Raw genomic sequence first — 18135 nt, forward strand, 5'->3', positions numbered from 1 at the left:
GGATCTATTTTTTTCTAGATTCCAGCGCCAGCGTCACGCACATAGCTGTACGAACATTGTTTGCCAAGGAGGGTGTCATCCCAGTGCTTGACACTGGGATGGCTTTGTTGCATCGCTCTTCGGATAGTAGGTAACGCACAATAAATTTATGAAGCTATCTCAAATTTAGCCATACCAATATCAGTGAACTTATTGAGCAAATAGCATTTAACAAGTAGTTCCTTCTCTCTATTTGTCTCAGATTTATTCCTAAAACTAAACCCGAATGTTTGTTTCAGTTGCGAGAAAAAACTTTCTATATAAGATCTTTTTCCATAACTCATCTCTTTTTTCCACTTCTTTATACCATCTTCATCATATGACTTTATGAGCTTGACTGCAGAATTTCTCTCAGCCATATAGTCTAACTTTGGATGCTCTGCTGCGTTGTTTTTCGGAGGAATTTTCGTTTTTATACCATATTGATTACACAGCTTATAGAGCTTTTCTCTGTCATATGCCCTATCTGCATATAGTACTTTTATGACATACTGAAAATCGACTTCTTTTAGCAAATCACAAGCTCCATAGTGATCAGAGTAGACACCGTTACTGTATTTTACAGCTATGGCTTTTTTGTTGTTTATATTCAACATTACATGCAATTTTCTTGTCTGTTCATAGCTGCGATACTTTCTATCTTCGCTATTTTCTTTGCTATGACCAGGAGTGTTGTTGTATATACTAATTCCTGTACTGTCTATAGCAATTTCGATATCTTCCATATTATTTTTATCAATTCTGCAATCATTGATCTTAATATTGAGTTTCTTAAACCTTCTTGATGATTGTGAATAGCTGATAACTTGCAAATTTTTCCCAATTTGCTCAAGGTATCCTGCTATAAACCCAACTGTTTGCCTCAGGCCTATTCTAAATAAACAAGTTATTATGTGCACCAAAATTACAACTTTATCGCTATAAATATTGTTGCCACCTGGTATTTTTGGACCATTCTCGTACCACTTTTCTATGGCTTCGTTGATATAATGAAAAATATTTCCTCTTTTTTCTAGAAATTTGTTATATTCGCTATGGTTACTGACCCTCATTTTTTGTGGCATATTTTTTCTTTCAAGGTTAAATGGCTATTTTATAATGAATTTTGTCAGTAGCCACCAGATTTTTTCAGTTGCTATGCAACAAAGCCATCCCAGTGTCAAGCACTGGGATGACATCACTTTTGCTTCAATATTCGCACATTAGCGGAGGTAAGCCCATTGCGAAAATCAGTATGTTAAGGCATGATTTTTAATAACCTCAACATCGCTAAATTCAAAAGTTTGGTTGCCTATAATTTGAAATTTCTCATTTCCCTTTCCTGCAACTAGCAGAATCATACCCTCGTTATAGGCAATATCTACGCCTTTCTCTATAGCTTCTCTCCTACCTCCTATCTCCAGTGCATCAGGGCAATGTAGCAAAATATCGTGGCGAATTTTTGCCGGATCTTCATCACGCGAATTATCATCTGTAATTATTACTTTATCTGCATACATTTGTGCTATTTTGCCCATTTCTGAACGTTTCGTCTGATCGCGATTTCCACCGCATCCAAAAACTAGAATTATTTTTTTGTTGATATGCCATTTTAAAGACAATAGGGCTTGTTTAAGCGCACTTGGAGTATGAGCGTAATCCACGAATGCAAAAGGTTTCACTTTTTCCATTCTTCCTGGTGGAGAAACGAGTTTTTCTACGCATATTTCTCTGTAATTTAATCCAGATATACCAATTGCACATAGCAGATTATATGCTTGAAATTTTCCTAAAACTGGGAAAAATGTATTGTAAATTTGGTTATCAATTTTTACTGTAAGATGTTGACCATTAGGGGTTGATGTTTGCTCTAATAAAGTAATATCAGAGCCTTTTTTTCCATAAGTCACAACTTTATTACTGCGTTTTTCAGCTATTTTAAGCAATGCGCCGTATTCATCTATATCCGCATTTAAAATCGCTGTTTTTCCTTCTGGTAATACTTCGTAAAATAACCTTTTTTTAGTTTCTAAATATCCACCAAGACTTTTATGGTAATCTAAATGATCTTGCGAGAAATTAGTAAAAGCTGCAGCACTCAACTTTAATCCATGGATTCTGTATTGATCAATCCCATGACTTGATGATTCCAACACTAAGTGTTCTACACTTATACCACGCAATGTTGCGTAAAGGTCTTCTGCACCTGGAGTGGTAAGGCTGTTGCTATTACCTTTTCTGCCATTATTGATGCATGTTTCAAGTGTTCCAATAGACGCAGCATTATAGCCAGAGTTTTGCCAGATCTGGCGGCAAAATTCTACTACTGAAGTTTTACCATTTGTACCAGTTACAGCAGCAACATATTTGGGCTGTTTGAATTGATAAAACCTGCTGACTATTTCGCTGTATATTTCTTGAGGGTTTGGGTGTTCAAGCACTGCAAAGCTCGAAGTATCTGTCATTCCAGTGCGTGACACTGGAATCCAGTTTTTATTATACAATTGCCTAGTGTGCTCATTTGCAATTAAATTTTCTGGATCCAAGTAGTCAAGCACTGGGATGACATCTTTCTTGGCCCCTTGTATCACAACGTCTACACAGTTGTGTACGTAACACTGTGATTCAGTAGGAAGGATATGGATTCCAGTATCGCATGTTGCGTATTCTTTACTCCTTTCTGACACACAAACAAAAAGATAACCTTCCTTGACTCTCTTGGGATTACATGTAACGCCCTTGATTTCAATATCAAAGTTAACATCAATAATGTTATGCAGTAATTCTCTCAGTTTCATCTGCCAGCTTTGATATTCAAACATAGCAGTCTTGCTAGTGCAGCATTTAAATCAGAGATCAAATCCTCAGAATCTTCTAGTCCACAAAATATCCGCATGAAACTTCCACCATAATCTGAATTCATTACAGATCTTGACATAGATCTACGATCTATTGGTAATATCAAACTGTCGCACCCTCCCCAAGAAGCACCAATACTAAAAATTTTCATATGATCAACCATGCAGCTTAGTTCTTCACATGAATATTCTCTATCCAGTATTATACTGAATACGCTACTTGCTCCTTTGAAGTAACTTTTCCATAATTCGTGTTGAGGATGGGAGGGAAGTGCTGGGTACAAAACTTTTTTGATTTTTAAATGTTTTTCTAGCCACTTTGCCACTTCCATTGCTGTATTTTGGTGCCTTTTTATACGTGTGTGCAGTGTTCTTAGTCCCCTATGTGCAAGGTAGCAGTCGTGCGATTGAATGGTTACTCCATAATTTTTATAGCTCTCATAAAGCAATTTAAAAGTTTCACCTTCAGCAACCATAGCTCCCATCACTAAATCTGAGTGACCGGCTAGATACTTTGTCACCGCATATAGTGCAACATCAACTCCATAATCAAGCGGCTTAAATAACAAAGGAGTGGCCCATGAATTGTCACAAACGGTCACAATTTTATGTTCCTTAGCAACTTTTACTATATGCTCTATATTCGAAATCTCAAACGTTACAGAACCAGGAGTCTCGATCATTATCAATGAAGTATTACTCTGAATTAAATCAGTTATATCCTGTGTTGGATCATAAAAAGTTACTTCTGTTCCTCTTTTTGGTAGCTCATTTTCTGCAAACCTCCTAAGCCTATAATAACTATTATCTTGAATTAAAACGTGCGAGCCTGCTTTAGCGAAAGTTAGAATAGCAAAAGTAAGTGCAAATAGTCCGGAAGGATAAATAAGCGCTTGTCCACTCCCTTCAATTTCAGCCAGTGCATTTGAAAGATAATGAACAGTAGGAGTACCAACATTACTGTAGCTATAATCCCTTGCAACACCATCATTGATTACATCGTATATACTTTCTCCATTTGCTGCATTTAAGTAGTCCTTGTAAGTAGGGAATAATATGGTAGAAGAATGATAAACTGGCGGGTTCATGGAACCTTTATAGTCATTAAATTTTCTTCCTGCTTTAACTAATATAGACTCTTCCTTCACATTTTTATTATTTATTTTTTAAATTGTACTCATCTTGCGTATACAAGTGAAGAGAAATTGCATGTATTAGCTCTATCTCACCCTTCAATAACTCATAAATCAACTTGTGTCTTTTTAGAACGCTCATTCCAATAAAGCCGTCAGATATTAATATTAATTTAATGTGCGAAGGTAATGTTGAAGATGAAGCAAAATAATGATCAGCATGCTTTGCTGATTCATCGATAATGTTGATATCAATTACATCTATCGAATCGCGTATCTTTTCTTCTATTGTTTTAATAATATCCATAATGGTTTCTTTAAGCAACAATATGCTCCTCTTGTCATCCCAGTATCAGCTACTTGGATGACAATCGCAATTACTTATTCTCTTCTTTATTATCTATGTCTTGATAATCAGAATCTACTACTTTTTCCTCTTTATCATTTGGATTTCCTTCTGATGAAAAGCCATTTTCAGCACTATTTTGTTGAGATGCTTGATACATAGCTTCTCCAAGTTTCATAGATAATTGAGAAAGATTAGTGACTTTCTGCTGTATTGAATCAGCGTCATCAATGTTATCAGATTTACTAACTTCTTTTAATTCGTTAACTGCATTTTCAATAGCAGATCTATCTTCTGGTGAAACTTTATCACCATACTCTGTCAGAGACTTTTCTGTAGAATGGACTAAGCTATCCGCTTGATTCTTCACTTCAATAAACTTTTTGCGCTTTTCATCTTCTTGCGCTTTTTCTTCAGCTTCTTTTACCATGCGATTTATTTCATCATCAGATAAACCACCTGAAGATTGAATGCGTATTTTTTGCTCTTTTCCAGTAGCTTTATCTTTTGCAGAAACGTGTGCTATTCCATTTGCATCTATATCAAATGTCACTTCAATTTGTGGCCTTCCGCGCGGAGCAGGAGGTATCCCTTCCAAACTAAACTGACCGAGTAGCTTATTATCAACTGCCAGTTTTCTTTCACCCTGATGCACCTTAATTGTAACAGCTGTTTGGTTATCTTCTGCAGTTGAAAACACCTGAGATTTTTTAGTAGGAATTGTAGTATTACGCTCAATAAGTGGAGTGAATACTCCTCCTAGAGTTTCAATACCAAGAGAAAGTGGGGTCACATCAAGTAGTAACACATCTCTTACATCACCTTGAATGATCCCCGCCTGTATTGCAGCTCCAATTGCTACAACTTCATCAGGGTTAACTCCTCTATGTGGATCTTTGCCAAAGAATTCTTTAACTTTCTCTATGACTTTTGGCATACGAGTCATGCCACCAACAAGAACCACTTCGCCAATTTGACTAGCAGATAAACCAGCATCCTCAAGAGCTTTTTTACAAGGAGCCATAGTTCTTTCGATTAAATCATTCACTAAGCTTTCAAGTTTTGCTCTCGTTAATTTCATATTTAAGTGTTTTGGACCACTTGCATCAGCTGTAATAAACGGTAGATTTATTTCCGTTTCCATTGCACTTGATAATTCAATTTTCGCTTTTTCAGCAGCTTCTTTGATTCTTTGCATAGCCATTGGATCATTTTTCAAATCAATGCCATTACTTTTCTTGAATTCATCTAGTAAATAACTCACTACTCCATTATCAAAGTCTTCACCTCCAAGATGGGTATCACCGTTTGTTGCTTTCACTTCGAAAACTCCATCACCTATTTCAAGTATTGAAACGTCAAATGTACCACCACCAAGGTCATATACTACTATTGTGTGCCCATGTTTCTTATCAAGACCATAAGCAAGTGCTGCAGCAGTCGGTTCATTTACTATTCTGAGTACATTTAATCCGGCAATTTTTCCTGCATCTTTTGTTGCTTGACGTTGAGAGTCGTTGAAGTATGCTGGCACTGTTATCACAGCATCTTTTACTTCCTCTCCAAGATAAGCTTCTGCTGCCTCTTTCATGTTTTGTAGTATAAATGCACCAATTTGACTAGGAGAATATTCTTTATTATCAGTTGTTTTAACCCATGCATCACCACTTTTTGCTGCAAATACTTTGTATGGTACACTTAGATTTTTCATCTCAGGATCACTATATTGACGGCCTATTAATCTCTTAGTAGCAAAAAAGGTATTACTTGCATTGGTGGTTGCTTGCCTTTTTGCTGGAGCACCAATCAACCTTTCTCCTGAAGAAGTCAATGCAACTATAGATGGAGTAGTTCTTGCCCCTTCTTTATTTTCTATTACCTTTGTATCCTTGCCCTGCATTATTGCAACACAAGAATTTGTTGTTCCGAGATCTATGCCTATTGCTCTTCCCATAATGAGTACCCCATTGTAAATATTATCTGATATAAGAATATATAAGTATAGGGCTCATTAATTACAAGCCCAATTTAGGTTTCTAATTAGTTATTAGAACTTAAAAGGCGCGAAAGCCACTTAGTCAGCCAAAAATTGCCTCGTAGTTTATTTGAATTATCAGCTTCTTCATTGCTGCTATCCCCAATTTGGTATCCAGAGTTCTGTAATGGCTTATAACCGTTTAAATTAACATCATCTCCTTGTTTTAAAACAAATGTATTTACATCTAAACTGTTATCAATACTAACGTTCAATGTAATATTAAACTCTTTTTCGATTGTAGAAACTGTATTGCGTTTGTTATTAAAAATGTGCGCTATAACTGCACTGTGTGCTACTAAATCAAAAGACTTATTTCGATTCTTGTTAGCAATATGTTGTAAATCCCTTAGTATTGATGAAACAATTACTTCGTTTGATTTTACTCTTCCAGTACCTTTGCAGTGTAAACACTCTGTAGTATTAATTTCTTGTATGTTTGGTTTAATTCTTTGTCTTGAAAATACCATTAAACCAAAGTCATTTATGTAGCTAAATTGAACTTTAGCTTTATCATCTTTAAACGCTTGCTTTATAGCAGACTCAACAGCTCTGCAATACTGATATTTCAACATATCAATAAAATCGACTACTATTAATCCTGATAGGCCCCTAAGATTCACCTGTCTTGATATTTCAGGTACTGCTTCCATGTTGGTTCTATAAGCTGTTTCTTCTATGCTATCTTCTCCTGTCATCTTTCCTGAATTTACGTCTATTGAAACAAACGCCTCAGTTAAAGTTATTATCAAAGACCCACCAGATGGCAATTCTACTCTATTGCTATATAACTCAGAAATTTGATCTTCGATTCCGTAGTAAGTAAAGATCGGAGCATAACCTCTATACAATCTATAGCGCAACTTACTACCTTTTAGTGCATTGTTAGCATATTGCCTAACTGCCTCAAAAGCTTCCTTTCCAGACACTATAACTTCTATACCATCGCTACAAAAATCACGAACAGATCTCATAATTACATCTGCTTCATTGTAAATTAATGATGGAACGTTTACAGAGAAGGCATTTTTTTGAATGCTCTGCCATAATGAGGATAAGTAATTGTAATCCTGCTCAATTTCTTTCTTATTTTTTCCTGAACCAACAGTTCTTACTATTAAACCTGATCTTTTTGGCAAGTTTATTGAACTCAGTATCTCCTTTAACTGCTTTCTGACATTAGCATCTTCAATTCTGCGGGACACTCCACCTTTGCTCATGGAATTTGGCATGAAAACACAGTATCTACCCACTAAAGTTATGTATGTTGTAAATGAAGCTCCTTTATTGCCTCGTTCCTCTTTAGTTAGCTGGACCAATACTTTTTGATTTACTGAAATAACATCTTGTAATTTGTATTTTTTATATAAAGGTACCTCTCTTACAAAACCACTACCTGATCCGTTGACATTCTTACTAGCTGCAGAATCTGAAGAAACATTTGCTGAGGCTTCTTCTATACAATCGTCATTTGAGTAGCCCTCAAAGATAGTTTCCTTTTCTTTTTCTGGAATGTTGAAGTAATCTAGAGATATCTCGGAAAAAGACAAAAAACCTTGCTTATTTTTCCCATATTCAATAAATACGGCTTGCAAAGAAGGCTCTATACGCTTTATATAAGCAACGTATATATTACCTCTTAATTGTTTTTTTTCCTTGAATTCTTGTTCAAATTCTACAACCTTGTTATTAATTGACAAGGCAACTCTTACCTCATTAGAACAGATAGAATTTTCTATCAATAATACCCTTTTACCACTATTTGTCACTTATTTACCGTTTGCTTTTTATTCTGAAGTTAACTTTATGCTACTTAATGCACTGTTGATTGTCAAGGATTTTGCAATCTGCATTATTCGATTGACTTTTAGTATTTTGCGTAATAAACTCGCATAGAATTTATTATATCATTATAAGTATGGCGAAAAAAAATGCTTCTTTGCTCGTTAAGTTAGTCAGCACTGCAATCAAGATAACAAAAACTGGTGAAGAAAAATCAACTGGCTATTTTTATGTAAAAAAGCGTAATCCAAAAAAGCTCACCAAAAAACTGGAGTTTAGGAAGTATGACCCAGTAGTCAGAAGGCATGTGTTATTTAAAGAAGAAAAACTAAAGTAATTTTTTTATAAGGAATTTTATTATTATGCAAAATTTACAATTAAGTTATCCTATAATAGTAGAGTTGGGGGATGTGAAAGATACAAAACTGAAATTAATAAAGGTCATTGCACAATTAATAAGTAAGAAGTACACAACACAGAAAAAAGCAGCAAACGCTCTAAAGATTGATCAACCTAAAGTATCTCAAATCAATAGGTCAAAAATCGAAGGGTTCTCCTTAGAATACTTGCTTAACTTATTGATTGTATTGGGCCAAGACATAAACGTAAGAATAAAGCATAATTCTAAACCTGCATAATATGGTATCCGTTCAGCGGAGTGGCAAAATAAGGTAGACAAGATAAATCAATCTCGGTGTCAAGCACTGGGATGACAAGGTATAAACCTTATCGTCATGCCGCCGCGAACCGTCATACCGCGATTCATTCGCGGTATCTCTAGATCCCGCTAACAAGTAGCGGGATGACGGTTATCAGGCCAGCACCCCTACGATGTCATCCCAGTGCTTGACACTGGGATGGCTTTGTTGCATCGCTCAAGTGAAAAGAACTGGCAGTTACTGACAAAATTCATTATAAATAGCCATTTAACTGTTGAAGAAAAAATATGCCACAAAAAATGAGAGTCAGTAACTGCCATGAATATAACAAATTTCTCCAAGAAAGAGGAAGCATTTTTTGTTATATCAATGACGCCATAGAAAATTGGTACGAGAATTGTCCAAAAATGCAGGGCGGCAACTATATTTATAGTGATAAAGTTGTGATTTTGGTGCATATAATCGTCAGTTTCTTTAGAATTGGTTTAAGACAAACAGTCGGGTTTATAAAAGGGTATTTGCAACAAATAGGAAGAGATTTGGCAGTTATCAGCTATTCACAAGCATCAAGAAGGTTTAAGAAACTTAATATTAAGATAAATGATTGCAGAATTGATAAAAATAATATGGAAGATATCGAAATTGCTATAGACAGTACAGGAATTAGTATATACAACAACACTCCTGGTCACAGCAAGGAAAATAGCACTGACAGAAAATATCGTGGCTATGAGCAAACGAGAAAATTGCACGTAATGTTGAATATAAACAACAAAAAAGCCATAGCTGTAAAATACAGTAACGGTGTCTACTCTGATCACTATGGAGCTTGTGATTTGCTAAAAGAAGTTGATTTTCAGCATGCCATAAAAGCACTATATGCAGATAGAGCATGTGATAGGCACAAGTTTTATAAGTTGTGTAACGAATATGATATAAAGACAAAAATTCCACCAATAAACAATGCGGCAGAACATCCAGAAATAGATTATATGTCTGACAGGAATGCTGCTATTAGGTTAATAAAATTATACGGTGAAGATGGCATGAAAGAATGGAAAAAAGAAGTAAATTATGGGAAAAGATCTTATATTGAAGGGTTTTTCTCAAGATTAAAGCAAATATTCGGATTTAGTTTTAGGAATAAATCTGAGATAAATCGAGAAAAAGAACTAAATGCTATTTGCTTAATAAATTCACTGATATTGGTATGGCTAAATTTGAGATAGTTACATGAATTTACCATAAATCACCATCTCATAAAGTGTGATGCAACAAAGCCCACTGGGATCCAGGAATTTTATTAAGTTAGTAAGCATAAAAGCAGCCATTTTATGTTAAAATACAACGTTTTGATGATTATGAAAAAGCTGGATTCCAGACTGGAATGACACCATTTGTTGTAAACTCACTTCTTCTTGATTTGTAGAACAATAAAACAGTAAGCTAAAAGGGAACTTATTACTCAACAAAACAAGACTTAAAATTTTGTGCAATGCTATTGATTATAGCTAGATATGCATCTTTTCCAGGCTCTATGTCTGATCCAATAGGGTCAAGAATTACCATTTTTGCGTCATTAGAAAGGGCGTTAGGCTTTATGCTATCTTCCTGTGAATGAGCAAATATACATTTAACGTTTTCTTCCTTCATTATCTTTTTTAGCTTCATTAAACTCTTCATACCTATGTAAGAATCCTCTTCTATAGAAAGAATAGCGCTTGGATGATTTAGACCGAAATATTTTTCAAAATATTGATAAGCATCATGAGTAACGATGTATTTTTGATTTTTAAAATCATTCAGTTCTTTCATGATTTCTTTTACTTCTTGGTCTATTTTTTTTATAGCTTTTGTTGCATTAGAACTGTATCGATGGGAATTTTCTTTATCTATGTTAGACAATGTTGCACTTATAGAAAGTATCATGCTCTTTGCATTTTCGGGACTCAGCCACATGTGTAAATCTTTTTCATCTTGAATGTGAGTGATTTTTCTAGAAAATGAATGTGGCCGAGTAGGAAGTAGGTTGATTGCCCTTGACAATTGCACTAGTTCTTTATTATTTTTGGCGAAAGTTTGAACAAACGTCTCTAAGTTATCGTCAACATAAAATATAACGTCACTTGATTCTAAATTACTCGCATCAGATGGCTTTAATATATAATTATGCGCAGATGTTGCATAGCCAAGCAATTCCGGTTCTAAAATCCCTTCTGTAACAGAAGCTACAAGTGAGTGGATAGGTTTGATTGTAGCTACAACTTTTAAATTGGATGAAAAGGCGATATTATAGTATAGTGTAAATGAAAGTAATAGAAACAAAGTCAGTAAATGTCTCATATAAATGTTGAGAAGAAGTTAAATTTTGTCAATAAATTAAATAATGTCAATAATCATGTTCTAAAAATAGAAAATCTTGCTCTCACATATGATGGTAAAAGAATCCTTGACAATATCAATATGTTCATGGAAAGAGGAGACGTAATTACAATACTTGGTCCAAATGGTGGAGGTAAAACCTCTTTAGTGAAAGCAATTGCTGGCATAAATAAAAGCTGTACCGGTAATATCGTATTTGCTGACAACATAAAAATTGGCTATATGCCGCAAAATTTTAGTATTAGTAATTTGATGCCAATAACAGTTGAATATTTCCTTTTAAATAGCTCCTTGAAAAGACTAAAGAAAAATCAATCCATTATTACAGAAACGATAGAGTTGGCTGGTATCGGTAACATTTTGAAGAATCAAGTGTTAGAAATTTCTGCAGGGCAAACACAATTATTGCTACTTGCACGTTGTTTAATTGCAGAGCCTGACTTGATCATTCTAGATGAGCCAGTTAGTGCAATGGATATTAACGCACGGGCTAAGTTCTATGATATTATAAGCAAAATAGCAAAAAACCGATTAGTGTCGATTCTTATGACTTCTCATGATCTTAACTCTGCTCTACCATCCTCAGATTACATAATTTGTATAAATAATACTATCTATTGCCAAGGCAAGCCTGATGAGATTATGAAAAATAGAACCCTAAATGAAATATTTAGCAGTTACGCAGCGAAATGATTCAAAATATTTTGCGTCTTCTGCACATAACTACGGTGCTGACGCGTTACAATATATTACCTTATTTACTTCCACCATCAAAGAAATCAATAAATAAGATACAAGGCCATAAACTAAAGCGTGCTCTTGAAAAATTAGGTCCGGTGTTCATTAAGTTTGGGCAGTCTATCTCATCACGTACTGATGTTTTAAATGAGGATATAACAAATAACTTGTTATTGATATGTGATAGATTGCCATCGTTTTCACATAAAATAGCAGTTAAAACTATAGAAAGTGAGTTTAATTGTAAATTGAGCGACATTTTTTCAAGCTTTTCTGAAAAGCCAATTGCAGCAGCATCGATTTCTCAGGTGCATAGAGCGGTTACAACTGAGGGTAAGGAAGTTGCTGTGAAGGTTTTAAGGCCAAATATTGAGAAAACATTCTCAAGGGATATAAAAATGCTTTCTTGGCTTGCAGAAATTGCAGAAAAATTTAGCGAACAATCAAAAAGGCTGAGGCCAATTGAATTAGTCAAAACTTTTGCTGAAATTTGCCGATTAGAGTTAGATCTACGTTTTGAAGCTGCTCACTCTTCGGAACTAAAGGAAAACACAAAAAATGACAGAGGTTTTTACGTACCTGAAATAGATTGGAATAGAACTTCGAAAAAGGTTTTAACATTAGAATGGATAGAAGCAACGCCAATATACGAAGTTGAAAAACTGAATAATCGTAAGCAAATAGCTATCAATCTTATAGAATCGTTTTGCAATCAAGTATACAGGGATTGTTTTTTTCATGCTGATATGCATCCTGGAAATCTAATGGTTGATAGTAATAACAATATTATTGCCCTGGATTGTGGAATCATGGGTAGAATAGATCGTGAGACATGCTATTACGTTATAGAGATACTCAAAGGCTTTTTAAATCGGGATTATGATCACGTTGCAAAAATGCACTTTAGGGCTGGTTATGTTTCATCACAGCATAGAAATTTTGTCACAGCTTGCAGGGCAATAGGTGAACCCATTATTGGGCAGCCTATACAGAAGATTTCATTTGCTAGTTTACTTGCTCAGCTATTAAAAATAACTGGTGATTTTGATATGAAAGTTCAAACACAATTGTTATTGCTGCAGAAAACTATGATTTTACTGGAAGGGACATGTAGAAAGATCTACTCAGAAATCAATATGTGGAAAGTAGTTGAAGCGTGGATAAGCAGTCAACATGAAAATAAAATAGGGTATAGGGAAAAAATTAGAAGTTCTTATCCTGTAAAAACAATCCAAGGGATATTTAGCCTTATAGAAAAATTAAACCTAATAGCTGATAAAAAATTAGAAAACATCCAAATTAAAAATAAATCAAATGGAAAAGTCTATTTTTTATTGTGGTTTGTAATTATAATTCTAATCGTTAAACTTTTAATTTCTTAAACTATGGGAAAAAACTGCGTCAAATCCAATTTTTATTCAACTTAATTTTTAATCTGCAGGAGCCGAGTTGAGAATGTCCAATTTTCCACTTTCTTTATGTATCTGTTCAGCAGAGTGGCAAAATAAGGTAGACGAGAAAAGACAACTATAGGAACAAATGGGTGTCATGCCAGTGCGTGACACTGGCCTCTTGTTTCAATGTTAAACAAAATACCATAGAATTCAAAAAGACAATTCCTAGAAAATTTCTACATCCAAAAAAGGCATAAGTTATGTTAATGCTGTTTGAATGAGATGATATAAAGATAAGCCAAATTTTTACAAAGAAAACATTTCAAGCAGCAAGACACCTTTGATTGAAAGAGAGCACCAAATTTATGGGGTGAGTAACTGCGCTATTTCAACTATAGTATTTTCTAAAACGAATGATAAACGTCTAAAATGGTATTACCAACTAAAAGGTGTAAGTCTGTACATTGATGCATTAGAGGTCTGAGGCAACTTTTGATGGTGTGCCAACAATGCTCTATCGGATTTAGATCAGGTGAATATGTTGGAAGATAAAGCAAATGACAGCCAAAAGACTCTATTAATGACTTTGTTTTGGGAGTTTTATGGAATGTAGCATTATCCATAACTATGGTTGTATCACGCTGTAATTGTGGAAGTAATCTTCGCTCTAACCATACATTAAATATATCTTTATTACACCCTCCTGTGAAGGTCATTGGTGCAATAAACTTCTCATCCACCTATTATACTCACTCTTTCCCGCTTTTTTCCTGGAACATCAGCATATATTTTTTCTCCTCTTGGAGCTCGTGCATATTCTCGGTATAGTCTATTATCAACTCCTGCTTCATCTATATATAAAATGCTACAGTGGTCTATTTTTGAGACTTTATCGATAAATTGCTGCCTATCTTCTTGATTGCGCTCTTGATAGAATGTGACTTTTTTTAAAGGTTATTTTTAGCTGTCTTAATCTATACCAAATTGCACTTATCCCAAAGCCAAGGTTTTGTTTCATTTCTGCTAGTGTGTGATCTGGGTGTTTTTTGACATATTCTTTGAGTATTTCTGGATCTATTTTTCGAATAAAACCAGTACTTTTTACCGCTTTGAGACCTTGGCCAGTAGCTTTCTTTTTTAGCCATCTATATAGTGTTGCTATCCCTATCTCAAAAACCTCTGCAACTTCAACCTTTGACTTTCCTTTTTCTACCAAAGACACTGCTTTTTCCCTTAAATCTACACTATATACCATCGCTTTCCCTACTTTAAAAAAACATATTATACCTTTATCATTCGCTTTTGAAAATACTATAGTTAGCGGAATGACGGTTTTTCAAATTGTCGGTAAATCTAAGTCAGTTTAGCTATAATTTCCTAAATTTGCTCACAATCTCTTGACTTGACACATATGTTTTTTTCCCAAATGTTACTATCTTCCTCCTTTTCCTTTCTCAATTTGTGCAACCATTTCCTTTACATTTGCATGCGTGAGAAGGGAATTTTTGCTGACATGAGATTTTGGATCAGATTTTGCTGTTACGTGTTTCGTTGCAGATCTTTTATTCTCTGTTAGAAATGAATGAGATTGTTTTTTCTTCACACCGATATCCGCTTGTGCTGCTGGAGTGGTTTTGCTTTCAGCAAGCTGTACATTAGCATTTCCTTTTGCTTGATTTTGCTCAAATTTTTCTTTTAATGCCTTTACTTTACTGCCCATCTCGCGATTAGCTCCTCCTTTCATAGTAGCTGCTGCTACTTTTGGTATCGCCTTACCAGCAGCTTTTTGTGCTGATTTCCTATTGTCTTGATTTTCAGATTTTAGTGGTACTCTTTCAGCTGATTTTTTAAGAATTACTCCTACTACTTTTGGCTCTGTGCTTACTTTTTGATTAGCACGGCTTAGATTTTTAGGCTTTGGCGGTACTGCAGGTTTATCTTTGATTACCACTTTCGATTCTTGTCTAACTTCTTGACCAGTAGTAAACATTTTTTTTGGCACTTGCGGTGGTTTTGGTGGTACGAGGGATTGAGGTTGTTGTTTCTGCTTACGTTCTCTTTTTGCTTCTATATGTTCTTTAGGAACTGTTGCATAAATTGGCTCTTCTTTGGGCGATTTTGAACTCTGCGAATTTTCTATTAAAATTTTACTCTTCTTCTCTTGATAATTTGATATCTCTTTGTATACAGACTCTTCATTTAATGAACTTCCATAGCCTGAATCTTCTCTCTGCTCATATAAAGGATTTTCCTTTTGCTTTTTCTCTTGATAATTTGATATGTCTTCATATTCAGACCCCTGATCTAATGAACTTTCATAGCCTGAATCCTCAGAAGGATTTTCCTTAGCATCAGGCATACTAAAACTATTAGCTCCTTTTAGTAAAGAAGATGTAGACTTTGCCTTGCTTTCTCCATCTGAGGATATTTCTGATTTAAAGCGTACCTTCCTCGAATCTGGAGCAGCCGGAGGTGCTGTTGTTGGTCGCTTTATTTGCCTCATGCGATTACCACCTAATTTTTCTTTCGGCTGTTCTTCTTTTCGCAGCTCAAAAGTACCTTCCTTTTGCTTTCTACCTTCCAAACTCACTTCGTGTGATCTATCTTTTCCTTGACTCTTTTCACTTTGTTCTAAATTTAAAGAATCTTTTAAAATATTATTTTTTCTGAAATCTTTTTCTAATTGTTCCAAGAGATCAATTTTTTTTAAAATTCTTGTATACTTAGCTGCTGTTTCTAAAGTGAAACTTGACAACTCATCATTTACAAAATTACTTATACTACTGTTCTTGGTTGGAAAATTTTTTCCCAAAATTCTATTCATTAATGTTTTAAAAAGACCTAATGGCTGTTCTACATAATTGTTCAAGTCAGTATATATAACAAACTCAGCTATACCTTTTGCCTCACCTGTAAAACCTTCTAATGCATGAGATAAATCCCTTAACGTTTTGTTATATTGTTTCTCTGCATTTCCTAGCTTTACAGCTTTGATCAGAGAATCGAGATTTTTTTTATAGTTCTCACTTTTAAATGGATTATTCATACTAATTACAGCTCATTATTTATTAAAATATAGATCTAAAATATTAAGATCTAGTAAATATTACTTTTGTAATTCATGTAGAACTATAGCTATAATAAGTAAGATTTCCCTACGTCATACCGCCGCGGTATCTCCAGATCCCCCTAACAACTTACTATTACCCACAAATATAAAGTTCGTGAGCAAGTCGCCATCCTTCTGCTAAATCAAAGAGACGTTTATATCCTTTCCAAAGAGTAATTGGTCCTGGTTTTGGGTCATTTTTTCTTGCTAAATGGCCTCCAAGTTCATGAAACAGCTTCTTTTATGTTGGGAACTACACTTGGACATGGTTTTCTGTGTATTTTAACGTATAAAACTTTCCATTCTTCTTCAGCTAATAAGGTAGTACATGGTAATGTTGGGTTAGCTCTTGCAATTGATGTAATAAAGAAGATCCTCCAAGCAATAATACTCATAACTGTTAGATATCTCATTAGTCTTTCTGCTATTCCAAGCCTACATTCTTCAACTTTGAGACCGGATTTAAAATTTTATGTAATATCTCTATTTTCCATCTAAGGCAATTGTAAGTTAAAAACGTGATATAAAAGAGATAAGAGAGAAAGATAACCCTGCTCACTAGGAATAGCGGGCGTGCGCGACCGAAAGGAAATTGGTATTACAACCGTTGGTATCAAGGTACGCTAGCCCTATCTCTCGATACGTTTGAATAGTTGCTTGGGACATATATATGCACCCGTTTACAATCTTAAATTAACTAAAACTATCGAGGTTTATTATGGTTACATCTTATCAAAATTTTATTGGCATTGACATCGGAAAATTTAAAAATGTCGTTGCAATTCACAAACAGAAGAATGCTGTCGAATTTGATAATAATGCTTCTGGTTGGCAACAATTATTTCAAGAGTTTTCAGATATTCTACCTAATGCTTTAGTGACTTTAGAAAATACAGGGAAATATGAGCTTGGCTTATCACATTTTCTTACCGACAAAAATATTGCCGTGCATCGAGCTAATACTCGTAAAGTAAAAAGCTTTATTTTATCTCACGGAACTTTAGCAAAGTCTGATAGATCAGATGCAAGAGCTCTTGCTCAATATGGATTTGAACGCCATAGAACTATCTCTCTATTTGTACCTACCTCTACAGAACAATCAACTTTGGCTGCACTTTGTCAACGTCGTGATGATATTACGCAAATGAGAACTCAAGAAAAATGCAGACTTGAAGCACCGGAAAATGATCATATAAAAGAAAGCTGTCAAAAGACCATTGAGTTTTTCGATAGTCAAATAAACGAACTCAATGATACTATACAAAAGATTATTGATGAAAGCCGCGAATTACAACAACGCCAAAAAATTCTTAAAACAGTTCCTGGAATAGGTAAAAAGTTATCACAAGATTTTTTGTGTTTAATGCCAGAGCTTGGTTACTTAAATAGAAAAGAAGTAGCAAGTCTTGCCGGAGTTGCACCGCATCCAAAAGAAAGTGGTAAAGCTGTTGGTTACCGAAGGATTACAGGTGGTAGAAGTAACGTTCGTTCAAAGCTCTTTACAGCCGCTATGGCTGCTACAAGGTCAAAATCTATACTTGGCGCCTTTTATTCTAAGCTTGTTGAAAGTGGTAAGAAGAAGATGGTGGCTATAACAGCCCTAATGCGTAAAATTATAGTAATTGCTAATACAAGACTTAAAGAAGCAATTAATTTGCATACTTAAAAATCTTCACAACGG

The 18135-nt window shown here is 34.8% G+C and carries 16 protein-coding genes and 2 pseudogenes; 6 read left to right on the top strand and 12 right to left on the bottom strand.

The window, feature by feature from the left end:
- Window positions 1-4 precede the first annotated feature (4 nt).
- From ACICPZ_RS01175 to ACICPZ_RS01205, 7 genes and pseudogenes are all read right to left on the bottom strand, one after another.
- On the bottom strand, window positions 5-139 hold the full coding sequence (locus ACICPZ_RS01175; protein WP_256437791.1) for a hypothetical protein: 135 nt from the start codon (window positions 137-139) through the stop codon (window positions 5-7).
- A 7-nt stretch (window positions 140-146) separates the two neighbouring features.
- Window positions 147-1103, bottom strand: a complete 957-nt coding sequence (locus ACICPZ_RS01180) for an IS5 family transposase (RefSeq protein ID WP_264706272.1) — start codon at window positions 1101-1103, stop codon at window positions 147-149.
- 165 nt (window positions 1104-1268) lie between these two features.
- Window positions 1269-2816 carry a UDP-N-acetylmuramoyl-L-alanyl-D-glutamate--2,6-diaminopimelate ligase gene (locus ACICPZ_RS01185; RefSeq protein ID WP_264374047.1) on the bottom strand — a complete coding sequence of 516 codons (1548 nt, stop codon included), beginning with the start codon at window positions 2814-2816 and terminating at the stop codon, window positions 1269-1271.
- Window positions 2791-4024 (bottom strand): annotated as a pseudogene (metC, locus tag ACICPZ_RS01190) (cystathionine beta-lyase). Before metC ends, ACICPZ_RS01185 begins: the two are co-directional and overlap by 26 nt.
- A 7-nt stretch (window positions 4025-4031) precedes the next feature.
- Window positions 4032-4316, bottom strand: coding sequence for a BolA family protein (locus tag ACICPZ_RS01195; RefSeq protein WP_077188332.1), 285 nt, complete (start codon window positions 4314-4316; stop codon window positions 4032-4034).
- A 70-nt stretch (window positions 4317-4386) separates the two neighbouring features.
- A complete protein-coding gene (gene dnaK / locus ACICPZ_RS01200) occupies window positions 4387-6309 on the bottom strand; it encodes a molecular chaperone DnaK (RefSeq protein WP_012673300.1) in 1923 nt (640 codons plus the stop codon).
- Window positions 6310-6395: 86 nt separating this feature from the next.
- Complete coding sequence (locus ACICPZ_RS01205; RefSeq protein WP_095742804.1) at window positions 6396-8159, bottom strand: ribonuclease E/G; 1764 nt, start codon at window positions 8157-8159, stop codon at window positions 6396-6398.
- A gap of 149 nt (window positions 8160-8308) precedes the next feature.
- Between ACICPZ_RS01205 and rpmG the strand changes: the two genes are divergently transcribed.
- From rpmG to ACICPZ_RS01220, 3 genes are all read left to right on the top strand, one after another.
- A complete protein-coding gene (rpmG, locus tag ACICPZ_RS01210) occupies window positions 8309-8509 on the top strand; it encodes a 50S ribosomal protein L33 (RefSeq protein WP_010082633.1) in 201 nt (66 codons plus the stop codon).
- A gap of 25 nt (window positions 8510-8534) precedes the next feature.
- A complete protein-coding gene (locus ACICPZ_RS01215) occupies window positions 8535-8810 on the top strand; it encodes a helix-turn-helix domain-containing protein (protein WP_010082632.1) in 276 nt (91 codons plus the stop codon).
- Between the two features lie 308 nt (window positions 8811-9118).
- Window positions 9119-10060, top strand: a complete 942-nt coding sequence (locus tag ACICPZ_RS01220) for an IS5 family transposase (protein ID WP_264373782.1) — start codon at window positions 9119-9121, stop codon at window positions 10058-10060.
- Window positions 10061-10292: 232 nt separating this feature from the next.
- Here ACICPZ_RS01220 and ACICPZ_RS01225 read toward each other — a convergent pair whose 3' ends face one another.
- On the bottom strand, window positions 10293-11174 hold the full coding sequence (locus ACICPZ_RS01225; RefSeq protein ID WP_264373783.1) for a zinc ABC transporter substrate-binding protein: 882 nt from the start codon (window positions 11172-11174) through the stop codon (window positions 10293-10295).
- Between ACICPZ_RS01225 and ACICPZ_RS01230 the strand changes: the two genes are divergently transcribed.
- The gene (locus ACICPZ_RS01230; protein ID WP_151808002.1) at window positions 11166-11906 is read left to right on the top strand and encodes a metal ABC transporter ATP-binding protein; all 741 of its coding nucleotides are present in this window, start codon (window positions 11166-11168) and stop codon (window positions 11904-11906) included. The genes ACICPZ_RS01225 and ACICPZ_RS01230 overlap by 9 nt on opposite strands.
- Window positions 11903-13333 carry a 2-polyprenylphenol 6-hydroxylase gene (gene ubiB / locus ACICPZ_RS01235; protein WP_264373784.1) on the top strand — a complete coding sequence of 477 codons (1431 nt, stop codon included), beginning with the start codon at window positions 11903-11905 and terminating at the stop codon, window positions 13331-13333. Before ACICPZ_RS01230 ends, ubiB begins: the two co-directional genes overlap by 4 nt.
- Window positions 13334-13749: 416 nt before the next feature.
- Here ubiB and ACICPZ_RS01240 read toward each other — a convergent pair whose 3' ends face one another.
- The 4 genes and pseudogenes from ACICPZ_RS01240 to ACICPZ_RS01255 all read right to left on the bottom strand — a co-directional run.
- On the bottom strand, window positions 13750-14085 hold the full coding sequence (locus ACICPZ_RS01240) for a transposase (protein WP_049973597.1): 336 nt from the start codon (window positions 14083-14085) through the stop codon (window positions 13750-13752).
- A gap of 167 nt (window positions 14086-14252) precedes the next feature.
- Window positions 14253-14600 carry an IS630 transposase-related protein gene (locus ACICPZ_RS01245; protein ID WP_022626382.1) on the bottom strand — a complete coding sequence of 116 codons (348 nt, stop codon included), beginning with the start codon at window positions 14598-14600 and terminating at the stop codon, window positions 14253-14255.
- Window positions 14601-14777: 177 nt separating this feature from the next.
- Window positions 14778-16391, bottom strand: coding sequence for a hypothetical protein (locus ACICPZ_RS01250; protein ID WP_010962938.1), 1614 nt, complete (start codon window positions 16389-16391; stop codon window positions 14778-14780).
- Window positions 16392-16548: 157 nt separating this feature from the next.
- Window positions 16549-16956: pseudogene (locus ACICPZ_RS01255) on the bottom strand (IS4 family transposase); the annotation flags it as partial.
- Between the two features lie 216 nt (window positions 16957-17172).
- Between ACICPZ_RS01255 and ACICPZ_RS01260 the strand changes: the two are divergent.
- On the top strand, window positions 17173-18120 hold the full coding sequence (locus ACICPZ_RS01260) for an IS110 family transposase (protein ID WP_209472550.1): 948 nt from the start codon (window positions 17173-17175) through the stop codon (window positions 18118-18120).
- Window positions 18121-18135: the final 15 nt, after the last annotated feature.

This window comes from Wolbachia endosymbiont (group A) of Melitta haemorrhoidalis (genome assembly GCF_964273365.1).
Lineage (GTDB): Bacteria > Pseudomonadota > Alphaproteobacteria > Rickettsiales > Anaplasmataceae > Wolbachia > Wolbachia pipientis.